The 15,054-nt window shown below is 70.8% G+C and carries 13 protein-coding genes; 8 read left to right on the forward strand and 5 right to left on the reverse strand.

The genetic code is table 11. The annotated features are described in order from the left end of the window. Window positions 1–11: 11 nt before the first annotated feature. Genes L8951_RS10160 through L8951_RS10175 form a run of 4 tightly spaced genes read left to right on the forward strand, consistent with a single transcriptional unit; the run spans window position 12 to window position 3,393 of the window. Window positions 12–704 carry a biotin--[acetyl-CoA-carboxylase] ligase gene (locus L8951_RS10160; protein WP_322597148.1) on the forward strand — a complete coding sequence of 231 codons (693 nt, stop codon included), beginning with the start codon at window positions 12–14 and terminating at the stop codon, window positions 702–704. Between the two features lie 12 nt (window positions 705–716). Next, window positions 717–1,496: a type III pantothenate kinase gene (locus L8951_RS10165; RefSeq protein ID WP_244382944.1), complete on the forward strand. Its 780-nt coding sequence runs from the start codon at window positions 717–719 to the stop codon at window positions 1,494–1,496. Next, window positions 1,493–3,127, forward strand: a complete 1,635-nt coding sequence (locus tag L8951_RS10170) for a ribonuclease J (protein WP_244382945.1) — start codon at window positions 1,493–1,495, stop codon at window positions 3,125–3,127. Before L8951_RS10165 ends, L8951_RS10170 begins: the two co-directional genes overlap by 4 nt. Before the next feature lie 5 nt (window positions 3,128–3,132). Then, the gene (locus L8951_RS10175) at window positions 3,133–3,393 is read left to right on the forward strand and encodes a DUF1467 family protein (protein ID WP_244382946.1); all 261 of its coding nucleotides are present in this window, start codon (window positions 3,133–3,135) and stop codon (window positions 3,391–3,393) included. A 71-nt stretch (window positions 3,394–3,464) separates the two neighbouring features. Here the strand turns inward: L8951_RS10175 and L8951_RS10180 are convergent, their stop codons facing one another. Then, the gene (locus L8951_RS10180) at window positions 3,465–6,395 is read right to left on the reverse strand and encodes a hypothetical protein (protein ID WP_244382947.1); all 2,931 of its coding nucleotides are present in this window, start codon (window positions 6,393–6,395) and stop codon (window positions 3,465–3,467) included. Between the two features lie 120 nt (window positions 6,396–6,515). On the opposite strand from L8951_RS10180, the gene L8951_RS10185 reads away from it, so the two are divergent. Together L8951_RS10185 and L8951_RS10190 are read left to right on the forward strand one after the other, a co-directional pair. Then, window positions 6,516–7,685, forward strand: a complete 1,170-nt coding sequence (locus L8951_RS10185) for a nucleotidyltransferase family protein (protein ID WP_244382948.1) — start codon at window positions 6,516–6,518, stop codon at window positions 7,683–7,685. A gap of 35 nt (window positions 7,686–7,720) precedes the next feature. Beyond that, window positions 7,721–9,016 carry a sensor histidine kinase gene (locus tag L8951_RS10190; RefSeq protein ID WP_244382949.1) on the forward strand — a complete coding sequence of 432 codons (1,296 nt, stop codon included), beginning with the start codon at window positions 7,721–7,723 and terminating at the stop codon, window positions 9,014–9,016. A gap of 16 nt (window positions 9,017–9,032) precedes the next feature. On the opposite strand, the gene L8951_RS10195 is transcribed toward L8951_RS10190, so the two are convergent. Together L8951_RS10195 and gltX are read right to left on the reverse strand one after the other, a co-directional pair. Beyond that, a complete protein-coding gene (locus L8951_RS10195; RefSeq protein WP_244382950.1) occupies window positions 9,033–10,319 on the reverse strand; it encodes a citrate synthase in 1,287 nt (428 codons plus the stop codon). Between the two features lie 19 nt (window positions 10,320–10,338). Then, a complete protein-coding gene (gene gltX / locus L8951_RS10200) occupies window positions 10,339–11,757 on the reverse strand; it encodes a glutamate--tRNA ligase (RefSeq protein ID WP_244382951.1) in 1,419 nt (472 codons plus the stop codon). A gap of 166 nt (window positions 11,758–11,923) precedes the next feature. On the opposite strand from gltX, the gene L8951_RS10205 reads away from it, so the two are divergent. Then, window positions 11,924–13,642, forward strand: coding sequence for a ComEC/Rec2 family competence protein (locus L8951_RS10205; RefSeq protein WP_244382952.1), 1,719 nt, complete (start codon window positions 11,924–11,926; stop codon window positions 13,640–13,642). Then, entirely contained in the window at window positions 13,549–13,947 is a 399-nt protein-coding gene (locus L8951_RS10210; RefSeq protein ID WP_244382953.1) for a hypothetical protein, read from the forward strand. Before L8951_RS10205 ends, L8951_RS10210 begins: the two co-directional genes overlap by 94 nt. On the opposite strand, the gene L8951_RS10215 is transcribed toward L8951_RS10210, so the two are convergent. Further along, window positions 13,899–14,273, reverse strand: a complete 375-nt coding sequence (locus L8951_RS10215; protein WP_244382954.1) for a VOC family protein — start codon at window positions 14,271–14,273, stop codon at window positions 13,899–13,901. The genes L8951_RS10210 and L8951_RS10215 overlap by 49 nt on opposite strands. Window positions 14,274–14,353: 80 nt before the next feature. Then, window positions 14,354–15,025: a transcriptional repressor LexA gene (gene lexA, locus L8951_RS10220; RefSeq protein WP_244382955.1), complete on the reverse strand. Its 672-nt coding sequence runs from the start codon at window positions 15,023–15,025 to the stop codon at window positions 14,354–14,356. Window positions 15,026–15,054: the final 29 nt, after the last annotated feature.

The following is a 15,054-nucleotide window of genomic DNA, read 5'->3' on the forward strand; positions in this document are numbered from 1 at the left end:
GGATCCGCGTCATCGACGTAACCGGGTCGACCAACAGCGACCTCGGCGGCGATCCTGCCGCGGTGGAAGGCGACTGGCTGGTCGCGCGGCGACAGGAAGCCGGGCGCGGGCGCCAGGGGCGCGAATGGCAGAGCCTCGACGGCAATTTCTTCGGCTCCACGCTGGTCGAGCTGAAGCCGGGCGACCCCGAGACGGCGACGCTCTCGCTGGTCGCCGGGCTGGCGCTGGTCGACGCGATCGACCTGGCCGCGCCGCAGGCCGGACCGATGCTCAAATGGCCCAACGACCTGATGCTCGACGGCGCCAAGCTGGCGGGGATCCTGCTCGAGCGCTCGGGCGACCGGGTCGTCGCCGGCTTCGGGGTCAATCTTGCGGTCGCGCCCGCCATCGAGGGGCGCGAGACCATCGCGCTGGCCGAGCATGTGCAGATGGCCCCGCAGGCCTTCGCACCGCTGCTCGCGGGCGCCTTCTCGCGGATGCTCGCGGCGTGGCGCCAGACCGCCCCCTCCGCGCTGTCGATGGCGTGGCTGCAGCGCGGCCACCCGGTCGGCACGCCGCTCACCGTCCATGACGGCGAGGGGCGCGCCATCGCCGGGCGGTTCGCGGGGCTCGAGGAGGATGGCGCGATGCGGCTCGACACCGGCGAGGCGATCGAGGTCATCCGCGCCGGCGACGTCATGCTCGCCCCCGTTCCCGACGCCTGAGGAGAGGCCGCGATGCTGCTTGCTGTCGACGTTGGCAACACCAACATGGTCTTTGCGCTGGTCGAGCAGGGGCAGGTGCGCGCGCGCTGGCGCATCGCCACCGAGGCGCGGCGCACCGCCGATGAATATGCGGTCTGGCTCAAGCAGCTGCTCGAACTCGAGGGGCTCGGCTTCGAGGCGATCGGCGCGGTCATCGTCGGCACGGTGGTGCCGCGCGCGATCCACAACCTCTCGCTGCTCGCGAGCCAATATTGCAAGGCCGAGATGGTCGTCGCGGGGCAGGGGCGGGCGAGCTGGCCGCTCGCGCTCGATGTCGACGAGCCGCAGAGCGTGGGGGCCGACCGGGCGCTCAACGCGATCGCCGCGCATGCGGCCCACGAGGGCGACCTCGTCATCGTCGACTTCGGCACCGCGACGACCTTCGACGTGGTCGACTATAGCGGCGCCTACAAGGGCGGCATCATCGCGCCGGGGATCAATCTCAGTCTCGATGCGCTGACCGGGAAGACCGCGCAATTGCCGCGCATCGCGATCGAGGAACCAGGGGATGACAGTGTGATCGGGACGACCACCGCGAGCCAGATGCAAATCGGCGTCTACTGGGGCTATGTCGCCATGATCGAGGGGCTGCTCGCGCGGCTTAAGGCCGAGATCGGGCGCCCGGCCAAGGTGATCGCCACCGGCGGGCTCGCCGCGCTGTTCGACGAGATCGACGGGCTGTTCGACGAGGTCGACTTCGAGCTCACGTTACGAGGATTGGTGTTGATGCACGAACAGGCGGTGCGCGCATGAGCCCGCAGGACGAACTGCTGTTCCTCGCGCTCGGCGGGTCGGGCGAGATCGGGATGAACGTCAACCTCTACGGCTGTCGCGGCAAATGGCTGATGGTCGACCTCGGGCTGACCTTCGCCGATCCCTATTATCCGGGGGTCGACCTCATCCTGCCCGACCTCGAATTCATCGAGGAACGGCAGGAGGAACTGGTCGGCATCGTCCTGACCCACGGTCACGAGGACCATATCGGCGCGATCCCCTATCTTGCCGACGAGCTCAAGGTGCCGCTCTACGCCACCCCCTTCACCGCGGGGCTGATCCGCGAGAAGCTCGAGGCCGAGGGGCTGATCGGCCAGCTCGACCTGCGCGTGATCGAGCGCGACGGCGAGATCGAGCTCGACCCTTTCAAGGTGCGTTTCGTGGCGCTGTCGCACTCGATCCCCGAGGGCAATGGCGTGCTGATCGACAGCCCCTATGGCAAGGTCTTCCATACCGGCGACTGGAAGATCGACGAGACCCCCGTGCTCGGCACCCCGACGGGCGACGCGGCTATGCATGCGATCGGCGACGAGGGCGTGCTCGCGCTGGTGTGCGACAGCACCAATGTCTTCGACGACAAGCCCTCGGGGTCCGAACAGGGGGTTCACGACGGGCTGCTCGAGGCGGTCCGCGCAGCCAGCGGACGGGTGCTCGTCACCACCTTCGCGTCGAACGCGGCACGGCTCGAGACGCTCGGCCGGATCGCGCGCGAGACGGGGCGCGAAATCTGCGTCGCCGGCCGCAGCCTCGATCGCATCATCCGCGTCGCCCAGTCGACCGGCTATCTCGAGGACTTCCCGACACCGGTGCGCTTCGACGAGGCGATGCGGCTGCCCCGGGAAAAGCTGCTCATCATCGCCACCGGCGGGCAGGGCGAACCGCGCGCCGCGCTGGCCCGCATCGCGACCGGCAACCACGACCTCAAGCTGACCCGCGGCGATACGGTGGTCTTCTCGTCCAAGCAGATCCCCGGCAACGAGATCGCGATCGGGCGGATCATGAACGCGTTGTCCGATCTCGACATCAGCATCGTCACCGAGAAGCAGGCGCACGTCCACGTCTCGGGCCATCCGGGGCGTCCCGAACTCAAGCAGATGTACGAGTGGATCCGTCCCCATGTCCTCGTGCCGGTGCACGGTGAGAACCGGCACATGCGCGAACAGGCCAAGCTGGGGCGCGAGTGCGGCATTCCGCACGCGGTGTTCCAGGTCAACGGCGAGGTCGTCAGGCTCGCTCCGGGCAAGCCCGAGACGGTCGACCATGTGCGCACCGGCAGGCTGGTTCTCGATGGCGACGTCATCCTGCCCGCCGACGGCGAGACCATGAACAAGCGTCGCAAGCTCGCCTTCAACGGGGTGATCGCGGTCGCGCTCGGGCTCGATGCCAAGGGCGGCTTGCGCGGGACCCCCGAGGTGCGCGCGCTGGGCGTGCCGGTCGAAGCCGATGCCGAGGATTTCCTCGCCGACCTGGCCGACAGCGCGATGAAGGCGTTTGCCCCCGGGCGCGACATGGACAAGGCGCTCGAGAAGGTGCGCATCGCGGTGCGCCGTTGCGCCTTCGCCTGGACCGGCAAGAAGCCGATCGTCGAGGTGATGGCGGTGGACGCCTAGGCGCGATGCAAGTCGGCTCGGTCCTCGCGATCTATTTCCTCTTCTTCGTCGGGATCGCCTTCCTGACGCTGCCCTTCGGGGTGCGCACCGACGAGGAGGTGGGGGCCGAGATGGTCCCGGGGCAGGCCGAGAGCGCGCCGCATCGCTTCTCGCTGTGGCGCCACCTTTGGCGCGCGGCCGCGATCGCGGTGCCGGTCACCGCGCTCTATGTCGCCAACTACGTCTACGGATGGGTCGGCGTGGAGTGGCTCGACTTCTACCATTAGACGTCCGCCGCCGCCGCGCGCCCGGCGCGGCCCGGAGACGGCCCCCGGGGCGAGCCCCCGGCGGGTCCCGCCTAGCGCCCGACCTTGCGTTCGATCGCCTGGCCCAGCGCGGCGTAGAGCTTGCCCATGTCGCTGCTCATCAGCGTGACCCCGATCATGCCCCCGTCGCGTTCGGCCAGCACGCGGCGCAGCATCGATTCGAAGTCGTGGATGAAGCGGTTGACCGCGCCGCGGAACTCGGGGTCGCTGTCGTAGATGTCGCCGATCTCGCGCGCCTCGCCCTGTGAGAGGAGCCGCACCGCCTTGCGGGTGAAGACCCCGCGCTCGCCCTTGAGATAGGCCGCCCAGCTCTTGTCGTCGACATCGTCGGACAGGATCTTTTCGACGTCGATCGCGGCCGAATTGAGCGATTCCATCAGCAGCGAGACCTGGTGGGTGAAGCGTTCGGACTGCGCCTCGCGGCCCTCTTCCTCGACGGTGGACAGATGTTCCTCGAGCGCCGCCGCGGTCTGCCCGATCGAGAGCATCTGCGCCGACAAGCGGTCGCTGGCGCCGCGGGCGGCATCGACCGCGCGCGCCGACAGCGCGTCGAGCTGCTTCATCTGCGACAGGACCACGTCCTCAACCGCATCCTCGAGCGCCTTGCGCGCCTCGGCGGACAGGTTGCTCGCGGCCTCGGGTATCGCCTTGGCGATGGCCTCGCGCGCGGCCTCGCGGGCGCGCGCGGAGGCCTCCTGCACCTGGACCAGCGCCTCGACCAGCGCGGGGCCGGTCTCGGCGGTCAGGCTCTGGGCATCGTTCTGCAGGATGGAGATGGACTGCTGCAGCTCGGCGAGCCGCGCCTGCGCCTCGTTGGTGCCGGTGTCGAGCCCCTCGACCAGCGCCGCGAGCGCCTCGCGATTGTCATCGATGCGCGCGGCGGTGCGGTCGACCGCCTCGCCCGCTTCCTCGGCGTTGCTGCGGATCTCGGCGAGCCGGGGGGCGAGCCCGTCGCCGGTGCCCGACAGGCGATCCATCGCATCCTGCGCCCCGCCGATGTCGCCCGCGAGCTGCTGGTTGAGGAAGTTGGACAGCTGCGTCAGCGTGTCGCGGATCCCTTCGGAGCGGGTCGCGAGCGTATCGAGCATGCCGTCCTGCTCGCGCGCCTCGTTCGAGGTCTGGGCGAGGTGGTCACGCACCTGCGCCAGCGTGGCGCTGATCGCCTCGGCGCGCTGGTCGCCCTCGGCGCCGAGCGCGGCGAACCGCTCGCCCAGCGCACCGAGCCCCGTGTCGAGCCCGGCGATCATCGCGCGCGCCTGTTCGTCGCGCTCGCGCACCTGCTCGCCGATGCGCCCGAGCGCTCCCTCGGTCTTCTCGATCTGCTCGTAGAGCGCGCCGACCGCGTCGGTGCCGAGCCCTTCCATCCCGCCCTGCGCGCGGCTGACGAGCGCGTCGACCGCCTGCCCCTGGGCGTCGATCCCGCTGCGGATCTCCTCGATCGTGGCGCGCGAACGGGCGAGTAGCTCGTCGACCATCGCGGCGGTCTCCTCGCGCGCGGCCTCGAGCCTGGCGACGCTGTCGCCGCCGACCTGCTGGAGCGCGGAAAACTGTTCGGCGAGCCCGCTGCCCGCCTCGCGCAGCCGCGATTCGGCCGCATCGGCCCCCTCGGCGAGGCGCGCGATCGCGGCCTCGAGCGCCTGCGAATCCTCGACCGCCGAGCGGGTCGCGCCCTGCAGCCGGTCGGTCATCCGCCCGACCTTTTCCTCGGCATCGGGCAACGCGGCGATAAGCGCGCTCATGTCGGCGCGCGCGGCGCTGGCGCTGCGATCGAGCGAGGAGCCGTGCTGCGCCAGCCGCCCGACCTCGCGTTCGAGGTCGGCGCCGATCGCGCTGAGCCGCGCGGCGGCCTGTTCGGCGCGGTTCTCCACCTCGCCCGCGAGCGAGCCGAGGCGGTGGCGGTTGGCGCCGAGATTGTGGCTCATCGAGGTCAGCCGGCGATCGAGCGCGTCGGCCTCGGCGCGCATCAGCGCGACCTGGTAGGTGAACGCCTCAGCCTCGCGGCGACGGGTCCGCCCGAACATCAGCCACAGCAGCGCGAGCAGGATCAGCGGCACCATCGCGGCCGAGACCCACAGCGCCATCTCGGGGGCGAGGATGGCCTCGCTGGCGAGGGCGCGCCCGGCGGACCAGCCGACGAAGCCGAGCCAGCCGATCCCCGCGAGCAGCAGCAGCGCGGCGAGGAGCTTGCGACCCGCGGGCGTGGCGGGCACGTCCTCGACCGTCTCGACATAGGCGGCGGGATCAATGTCCCAGTCGATCGGTTCGGGTTCGGCATAGGGCTCTGCATAGGCAGGTTCGGGGGCCGGTTTGGGCTCGGCGTAGGCCTCGGCATAGCCCGGTTCGGGGGACGCCGCTTCAGCCATAGGCTCGTCGGCCCCGTCGGTCGAAGCGCTCGCCTCCGGCGCGTCTCGCGCGTCACCGGGGAGGGGGGCGCCCCAGTCGGGGGCGTGCGTGGCGGTCATGGCGTCGGCCCCGGGCTCGGACTGCGCGTGGGATCCGGGCTCGGGCTCGGGCTCGCTGGGGGCGGGAGCGTCGAAGCTCACCTCGGGGGCGAGCGGTTCGGGATGCGCCGCGATCGCCGGCTCGTCGCCGGGTGCCGCATAGTCGGGCGCCTGCTCGCTGCCGAGGTCGTCGGGGAGCAGGTCGACCGGGTCGGCACCATGCTCGATCTCCTCGCTCGCGGTGAGGTCGAGCGCGGGGGTGTCGGGATCGGGCGGCAGGGTGACTGTGGGCTTCTTGAAGACGCGCAGGGTCGGGGCGAGCGGGTCGGGCATCGCATCCTCACCCGGCGCGGGGTCGGTCCCCGCGGCCGGATCGAGCGCGACGTCGATCGTCTCGCGCTCAGGGGCGGTTGTCTCGGGGGTCCGCTCGGGGCGGTCCTCGGCGCGCGCCTCGTCGCCGTCTTCGGGGGGTTCGGGCGGGCGACCGCCACCCATCTTGCCACGCAGGGGATGTCCACTCATGGCGGCCTGTTTACCATGGATCGGGCGCGGGGAAAGGCTTCATTGCATCGCCGTCGGAGGGCTGGCATCGCTGGGCGCGCGGGGGCTAGGGTAGGCAACGGGATTCGGGGAGGGACGGACATGGCGCTGGGCGCGCTGATCGGAGCCAATGGAGAGAGCGAGGAGGGACGCCATGCGCTGGTCGCGCTGGGCGGGCGTCCGCTGATCGATCTCCAGGTGCGCGCGCTGGCCGCGCAAGGGGTCGCCCCGATCGTCATCTATCCCGAAGCGATCGAGGCCGACCTCGAGGCGGCGGTGCTGCGGCTCAAGGGCGAGGGGCTGCCGGTGGTGCTGGTCGGCGATGCGCTCGAGGCCGCGGCGCGCTTCTCGCCCGAGGACCGGCTGATCGTGCTGGGCGACGGCATCGTGCCCGCCCCTGAACATCTCGCCGGGCTGGCCGATCTCGACCGCGCCGCGGTGGTGGCGATCCCCGATTCCGGCGACAGCGAGGCGTTCGAGCGGATCGACCTCGAGTGGCGCTGGGCAGGGCTGGCGCTGACCAGCGGCGAGGGGCTGCGCTCGACCGCCAAGATGGTGGGCGACTGGGACCTCGTCTCGACGCTGCTCCGACGCATGGTGCAGGCGCGCGTCGCGCTGCTGCCGGTCGACCAGCTCGCGGCCGAGCCGCCGCTCCGGGTCGCGACCGCGGCCGATGCCCGACCCTACGAGGACCGGCTGCGCACGGCGGCGCGCGGCGACCGGCGCGACTGGGTCGCGCGTTACCTGTTGGTGCCGGTCGAACAATGGCTGGCCGACCGCGCGGCGCGATTGAGCATCCGCCCCGCGCTCTGGCAGGCGAGCGGGCTGGTGGCGCTGCTCCTCGTGCTGCTCGCGATCGCGATCGGGCCGTGGTGGAGCGTCGGGCTCGCCGGGCTCGTCGCTTTCTTTCCCGACCTGGTGGCGCGGCAGGTGGCGAGGCGGCGGTTGCAGGCCGAACCCGCGCGCTGGCGCCGCCTGCGCCGGCTCGCGGGGCATGGTCTCGTCCTCGCGCTCGCCTATCGCGCCTGGCCCGAGCTGGGGTGGGGCGCGGTGGGGCTCGCGGCGGTCACCCTCCTGCTCGCCGTCTCGGGCGACCTCGAGCGCCAGCGTCGCCCGGTCGGCGAGCGCGTCGGGCTGTGGCTGTGGCACTGGCGGCCGATGCTGCTGGTGATGATGATCGGGATCGCGGCGGGGCAGGCAGGAGGCACGCTCATCCTCCTCGCTTTGCTCGCCGCCGCCAGTTTCCTTTTCGTTCACCGCCGCGAGGGTTGATGGATCGTTAACCCGATGCCGCTACCGACGTGAGCATGAGCGAATCCATTCGCCACGACCCCGCCGGCCTGCCCTGTCACGGGCGGACCGATGCCGAGGGGCGGCTGGTTGCCGCCGATGCCCCGCTCTACGCCTTGCAGGCGGCGGCGGGCGCGCGGCTCGGCCAGCCGCTCGCGGTGCCGCAGCTGCGCGCGGTCGTGAGCGAGGCGCTCCGGCTGCAGCGCGACCTGCGCCGCGCCATCGTCGCCGCCGACGAGACGCAGGATTATGAGCTGCGCGTTCGGGTCACCCCGCGCGATGCCGGCGCGCGCATCACGATCGAGGCGATGCGCCCGCGCCCGCGCGGCGAGGCGCGTTTCACGGCCGAGCCCGACAATGACGAGGCCCCCGACTTCACCGTCGACGTGCGGATGCGCCTGACCGACGTCCGCCCCGCGATCGCGCGGCGCTTCGGGGTCGATCTCGACACGCTGCCCTGTCCCTTCACCGAGCTTGCCACGCTGCTGCCCGACAAGGACGGGAGCCTGCCCTTCCTCGACGCGCTGGCGCGCGGGAGCGGGTTCGAACGCCAGCGCGCCATGGTGCGCGCGCGCGATTTCCATTTCGCCTTCGCGGGGCGTCCGCTGGTCGAGGCGGGCGAGGTCACCGGGTTCGCGATGACCGTGCTCGGCGCGGGCGTGCCCGAGCAGCCGCCCGAGGAGCATTTCGACGACACGCTGCGCACCCCGCTCACGCGGATCATCGCGGCGGCCGACCAGATCGTCGACCGCTCCGACGGGCCGCTGCGGTCGGACTATGCCAATTACGCCGGCGATATCGCCACCGCGGGACGCCATCTCCTCTCGGTCATCCGCTCGATCGGCAAGGCCGCGGGCGACACGCGCGAGGATGTCGACCTCGTCGAGCTCGCGCGCGAGGCGGCGGCGATGGCCAGCGCCGAGGCGCGCGCGAAGGCGGTCGAGATCGAGCTCGAGGAGCATGATGGCGCGCTGGTCGCGGCGGGCGAACCGCGCGGGGTTCTCCAGATCCTCGTCAACGTCATCGGCAACGCGGTCGAGCACAGCCCCGAGGGGGGCACCGTCGCGGTGGTGTTCGATGAGGACAATCGCGACGTCTCGGTCACCGTCGCCGACCAGGGGCCGGGGATCGCGCGTGCCGACCAGGGGCGGATCTTCGAGGCCTACGAACGGCTCGGCCCGCGCGGCGACAAGCATGCCGGGCTCGGGCTGGCGATCTCGCGGCGGCTCGCCCGCTCGATGCGCGGCGACCTCGGGCTCGAGAGCGCGCTGGGCGAGGGCGCGCGCTTCACGCTGAAGCTGCCGCGCCCCTGACCCTTCTGTTCCGGGCCTAGCGTTCGCCGACGGGGACGTAGTCGCGCTGCGTCGCGCCGACATAGAGCTGGCGCGGGCGGCCGATCTTCTGCTCGGGATCCGAGATCATCTCGTTCCACTGCGCGACCCAGCCGGTGGTGCGCGCCAGCGCGAAGAGCGCGGTGAACATCTCGGTCGGGAAGCCGATCGCGTTGAGGATGATGCCCGAGTAGAAGTCGACGTTCGGGTAGAGCTTCTTCTCGATGAAATAGTCGTCGTTGAGCGCGATCTGCTCGAGCTGGCGGGCAACGTCGAGGACCGGGTCGGAGATGTTCAGTTCCTTGAGCACTTCCTCGGCGGTCTGCTGCATGACCTTCGCGCGCGGGTCGTAATTCTTGTAGACGCGGTGCCCGAAGCCCATCAGGCGGAACGGGTCGTTCTTGTCCTTGGCGCGGTCGACATAGGCCTTAACGTTCTTCTCGTCGCCGATCTCGCGCAGCATGTTCAAGGCCGCTTCGTTGGCGCCGCCATGCGCGGGGCCCCACAGGCAGGCGATCCCCGCCGCGATGCAGGCGAAGGGATTGGCGCCCGAGGAACCGGCAAGCCGCACGGTCGAGGTCGAGGCATTCTGCTCGTGATCGGCGTGGAGGATGAAGATCCGGTCCATCGCCCGTTCGATCACGGGATTGACCTCATAGGGCTCGGCCGGGACCGAGAAGGTCATGCGCAGGAAATTGCCCGTGTAGCTGAGGTCGTTCTGCGGATAGACGAAGGGCTGGCCGACCGAATATTTGTAGGCCATCGCGGCGATCGTCGGCATCTTGGCGATGAGCCGGTGCGAGGCGATCAGGCGCTGCTGCGGATCGGTGATGTCGGTGCTGTCGTGATAGAAGGCGCTCAATGCGCCGACGACGCCGGTCATCACCGCCATCGGGTGCGCGTCGCGGCGGAAACCGCGGAAGAACTGCGCCAACTGCTCGTGCACCATCGTGTGGTAGGTGATCGTCTGGGTGAACTCGTCGAGCTCTTCCTGCTTGGGCAGGTCGCCGTGGAGGAGCAGGTAGGCGACCTCGAGGAAGTTCGCTTTCTCGGCGAGCTGGTCGATCGGGTAGCCGCGGTGGAGGAGGATGCCCTCGCCGCCGTCGATATAGGTGATCGCGCTCTGGCACGAGGCGGTCGAGGTGAAGCCGGGATCGTAGGTGAACTTGCCCGTCTGGCCGTACATCTTGCGGATGTCGACGACTTCCGGGCCGACCGAACCGGGCAGAACGGGCAGCTCGAGGCTGGATCCATCAACGTTCAGGGTGGCGGTCTTGTCACTCATCTATTCGACTCCGTAATCTCTATTCAGCGTTGCGCATCTGGTCGGCGATGCGTGCAAGGCTCTCTTCGCGGCCCAGCAGGACCAGCACGTCGAAGATGCCCGGCGATGTATTGCTACCCGTCAGGGCCGCGCGCAGCGGTTGGGCGAGCTTCCCTAGCTTCAATTCCGCCTTCTCCGCAACCTCGCGAACGGCAGTTTCCACCGTCTCCATTTCCCAACGCGGCAGATCGGCCAAGGCTGCATGCGCCAGCGCCAGATTCTCGCGCGCCTCGTCATCGAGCAGCTGCTCGGCCTTGTCGGTCATGGCGAGCGGGCGCTGCTTGAACAGGAAGGTCGCGCCCGCGGCGAGCTCGTGCAGGTCGCGCGCGCGCGCCTTGAGCTCGGGCATGGCGCGGGTGAGGAGCGCCTTGTCGCCCTCGCTCGTGGCCCCCGCTTCCTCGGCGACCAGATCGGCGAGGCGGGCATTGTCGGCCTCGCGGATATAGTGGCCGTTGAGGTTGAGGAGCTTCTTGGTGTCGAAGCGCGAGGGGCTCTTGCCGATCCCGCTCGCGTCGAACAGCTCGATCGCGCGCTCCCGGTCGATAATCTCCTCGTCGCCATGCCCCCAGCCGAGGCGGAGGAGGTAGTTGAAGACGGCTTCGGGGAGCAGCCCCATCTCTTCGCGATAGGCATCGACCCCCAGGGCGCCGTGGCGCTTCGACAGCTTGGCGCCGTCCGACCCGTGGATCAGCGGCACATGGCCGTAGGTCGGCTCGCGCCAGCCCATCGCCTTGATCAGCGGCAGCTGGCGGAAGGCGTTGTTGAGATGGTCGTCGCCGCGCAGGATGTGGGTGACCCCCATGTCGTGATCGTCGACCACCACCGCGAGCATGTAGGTCGGGGTGCCGTCCGAGCGCAGCAGGATGAAATCGTCGATTTCCTCGTTCTTCACGCTGATGCGGCCCTGGACCATGTCCTCGATCACCGTTTCGCCCTCGTTGGGGGCCTTGAGGCGGACGACGAAGGGCTGGCCCTCCTGCTCGGGGCCGGGCTCGCAATCGCGCCATTCCGAATTGAGGCGGAAGGGCTTCTTGGCGGCCTGCGCGGCCTCGCGGCGCGCGGTCAACTCGTCGCTGGTGAGATAGCATTTGTAGGCCGCGCCCTTGTCGAGCAGCGCCTGCGCGACTTCGGCGTGGCGCTCTGCGCGCTGCGACTGGAAGACGGGCTCCTCGTCGCCGAGCAGCCCAAGCCAGTCGAGCCCGTCATGGATCGCCGCGATCGCCTCGGGGGTCGAGCGCTTCTTGTCGGTATCCTCGATGCGGACGAGATACTTGCCGCCGTGGTGGCGGGCGAAAAGATAGTTGAACAGCGCGGTGCGCGCCCCCCCGATATGGAGGAAACCGGTAGGGCTGGGGGCAAAGCGGGTGACCACCTGATTGTCAGTTTCGCTTGCGCACACGCGGCAAATCCTTTGTTGTTACGGCCATGGAAGGTTTGCAGACTCCGCCGCGGCGGGGGTCCATGCAACCGGGTCGGCTCGGCGGCCTCGTATCGGCGTGGGCCCTTGTGCGCAAGGGGCTCGAACGGCTGCTCGAGGCCGAACGGCCCAGCTGCCGCTGTGGATCGTGGTCGCCTTCGGGGCCGGGGTCGCGCTGTGGTTCGTCGCGCCGGGCACGCCGGTGCGCGCCGGCATCATGCTGCTCGGGTTCGGGCTGGCGGGGCTGGCGGCGCGCGGGCAGGGGCGCATGCGCGAGGCGCTGCTGGTCGGATCGCTGGCGATCGCGCTGGGGTGCGGGTGGATCTGGCTTCGCGCGGAGGCGGTGGCGCACCAGGTGCTGGACCGGATCCAGATCGCCACTATCGAGCGCACGGTCGAGCGGGTCGAGCCGCTCGTCGCCAAGGACCGCTGGCGGCTGACGCTGGCGCTCGAGGACGCGCGCTTGCCGCGCCGGGTGCGGGTGAGCTTGCGCGCGGCGCAATATGACCCGGCGATGGGCGCAGGGGCGCGGGTGGCGCTGCGCGCACGGCTCACCCCGCCGCCGACGATAGCGGTACCGGGGGGCTATGATTTCGCGCGCACCGCCTGGTTTGCCCAGATCGGCGCGGTGGGCACCGCGCTGGGCGACGTCGAGATCCTCGCGCCGAGCGCCCCCTCGGGGCTGTCGGGCTGGCGCATGGCGCTGGGCGAGCGGGTGCGCGATCGCCTGCCGGGACGCGGTGACGGCATCGCCACCGCGCTCGCGACGGGCGACAAGAATGCGGTCGACAAGGCGGATGCCGAGGCGATGCGCCGCTCGGGGCTGGCGCACCTGCTCGCCGTATCGGGGCTGCATATCGCCGCGGTAGTGGGCGGGGCGATGCTGCTGTCGCTCAAGCTGCTCGCGTTGTCGCCGCGGCTCGCGGCGCGGTACAACCTGATCATCGTCTCGGCGGCGATGGGGGCCTTGGCGGGGGTGGGCTACACCCTGCTGACGGGCATGCAGGTGCCCACGGTGCGCGCCTGCATCGCCGCGCTGCTCGTGCTCGCGGGGATGGCGCTGGGGCGCGAGGCGCTGTCGCTGCGGCTTGTCGCGGCGGGGGCGGCGCTGATCCTGCTGGTTCGTCCCGAGGCGATCGCGGGCGCGAGCTTCCAGCTCAGTTTCGCGGCGGTGACCGCGATCATCGCGCTCCACGCGCACCCGCGCGTGCGCGGCTGGCTGGCGCCGCGCGACGACGGCATCGGCGGCCGCCTCGCGCGCGGCTTCCTCGCGCTCCTCCTCACCGGGCTGGCGGTCGAACTCGCGCTCATCCCCTTCGCGCTGTTCCATTTCCACAAGTCGGGGCTCTACGGGGTCGCGGCCAACCTCATCGCGATCCCGCTCACCACCTTCCTGATCATGCCCGCGCTCGCGCTCGGGCTGGTGCTCGACCTCGTCGGGCTCGGCGCGCCCGCCTGGTGGGTGGCGGGGCTCACGCTCGATGCGCTGACCGCGCTCGCGCACGGGGTCTCGGCCAGCCCCGGCGCGGTGGCGATGGTGCCGAGCATGCCGGGCCCCGCCTTTGCCGCCTGCATCGTCGGCTTCCTCTGGCTGTGCCTGTGGCAGCGAGGCTGGCGCTGGGCGGGGGTGCCGCTCTGGCTCGGCGGGCGGTCGCCTTCGCCGCGCCGCGCCCGCCGCTGCTCGTCACCGGCGATGGGCGGCATCTCGCGCTGCTCGACGAGGCGGGGGTGCCGCACCTGTTGCGCGCCCGCGCGGGGGATTTCGTGCGCGACATGCTGGCCGAAGGGGCGGGGCAGGACGGCGCGCTACCCGCGCTCGAGCAATCCACACTGGCGCGCTGCAACCGCGATGCCTGCCTCGCGGTGATCGAGCGCGACGGGCGCCAGTGGCGCATCCTGGCGACCCGCTCGCGCGACTTCATTGCCTGGCGCGAGCTGGTCGCGGCCTGCGCGCGCGCCGATATCGTCGTCAGCGAACGCTGGTTGCCGAAGGCCTGCACGCCGCGCTGGCTCAAGCTCGACCGCGAGACGCTGGCGCAAAGCGGCGGGGTGGCCGTGCACCTGAGCGCAGAGCCGCGGGTCGAGACGGTGGCGGCGCGAGGCCGCCACCTTCCCTGGTCGCCCTATTCGGCGACCGCGTCGCCGCCGCCTTCGGGGGCGTCGGGTTCGTAGACGGCGACGCGGTTGCCCGAGGGGTCGACCGCCTCGAACCGGCGTCCCCCCGGAAAGGCGAAGATCGGGCGCACCAGCCGCCCGCCTGCCGCGACCACGCGCTCGAGCGCGGCTTCGAGGTCGTCGGTGCGGATCGCCGGCAGCGGCGCGGCGGGCGCGTCGCTGCCCGGCCCCGCGAGCCCGATGTCGGTATCGTTGGTGACGGTGGCGGCATAGTCGGGGCCGAAATCGGTCAGCGACCAGCCGAACGCGGCCTCGTAAAAGGCCTTGGTGGCGGGCAGGTCGGTGGCGGGCAGTTCGACATAGTCGAAACGGGCGCTGGGCACGGCAGGCTCCTCGGGCGACAGGCTAGGCGCGGCGCAGGCGAGGCACGCCAGCGCCGGGACAAGGGCGGCGGGCGCGCGCATCAGTAGCGGCGGATGATCCCGGCGAGCCGGCCCTGCACCGCGACTCGGCCTTCCTCGTAGCGTTGCGCGGCATAGGCGGCGTTGGCAGGATCGAGCCGCACCATCTGCCCCTCGCGGCGGTAGGTCTTCAGCGTGGCTTCCTCGCCGTCGACCAGCGCCACCACGATCTCGCCGTCGCGTGCGTTCTCGACCTTGCGGATGAGCGCGAAATCGCCGTCGAGGATGCCTTCCTCGACCATCGAATCGCCCGCCACCTCGAGCGCATAATGTTCGCCCGGACCGAGCAGCGCGGCGGGGACCGCAAAGCCTTCGTTGCCCTGCAGCGCCTCGATCGGCGTACCCGCGGCGATGCGGCCGTGGAGCGGGATCTCGACCACGTCATTGGCGGGGGCGGGGACGACATCGACGGTGCGCGGGCGAGCCGCGTGGGCCGGGGTGTCCGGCGCCTCGGCCAGCCCCTCGGGCAGCTTGAGGACCTCGAGCGCGCGGGCGCGGTTGGGCAGGCGGCGAATGAATTCGCGTTCCTCGAGCGCGCCGATCAGCCGGTGCACCCCCGACTTGGACTTGAGGTCGAGCGCCTCACGCATCTCGTCGAAGCTGGGGCTGATCCCCGTCTCCGTCAGGCGCTGGTTGATGAAGGCAAGCAGTTCGTGTTGCTTCGGCGTCAGCATCGGGTCCCCCTCGGCCTAGGATGGTTCAC

Origin of the sequence: Sphingomicrobium astaxanthinifaciens, assembly GCF_022865105.1 — a bacterium.
In the GTDB taxonomy this organism is placed as follows: domain Bacteria; phylum Pseudomonadota; class Alphaproteobacteria; order Sphingomonadales; family Sphingomonadaceae; genus Sphingomicrobium; species Sphingomicrobium astaxanthinifaciens.

Bases quoted from the DNA above. Each gene is read 5' to 3' on its own strand.
- L8951_RS10165 (WP_244382944.1), top strand. From the start codon at position 717: ATGCTGCTTGCTGTCGACGTTGGCAACACCAACATGGTCTTTGCGCTG.
- L8951_RS10170 (WP_244382945.1), top strand. From the start codon at position 1,493: ATGAGCCCGCAGGACGAACTGCTGTTCCTCGCGCTCGGCGGGTCGGGC.
- L8951_RS10175 (WP_244382946.1), top strand. From the start codon at position 3,133: ATGCAAGTCGGCTCGGTCCTCGCGATCTATTTCCTCTTCTTCGTCGGG.
- L8951_RS10180 (WP_244382947.1), bottom strand. From the start codon at position 6,395: ATGAGTGGACATCCCCTGCGTGGCAAGATGGGTGGCGGTCGCCCGCCC.
- L8951_RS10185 (WP_244382948.1), top strand. From the start codon at position 6,516: ATGGCGCTGGGCGCGCTGATCGGAGCCAATGGAGAGAGCGAGGAGGGA.
- L8951_RS10190 (WP_244382949.1), top strand. From the start codon at position 7,721: ATGAGCGAATCCATTCGCCACGACCCCGCCGGCCTGCCCTGTCACGGG.
- L8951_RS10195 (WP_244382950.1), bottom strand. From the start codon at position 10,319: ATGAGTGACAAGACCGCCACCCTGAACGTTGATGGATCCAGCCTCGAG.
- L8951_RS10210 (WP_244382953.1), top strand. From the start codon at position 13,549: ATGCTGGCCGAAGGGGCGGGGCAGGACGGCGCGCTACCCGCGCTCGAG.
- lexA (WP_244382955.1), bottom strand. From the start codon at position 15,025: ATGCTGACGCCGAAGCAACACGAACTGCTTGCCTTCATCAACCAGCGC.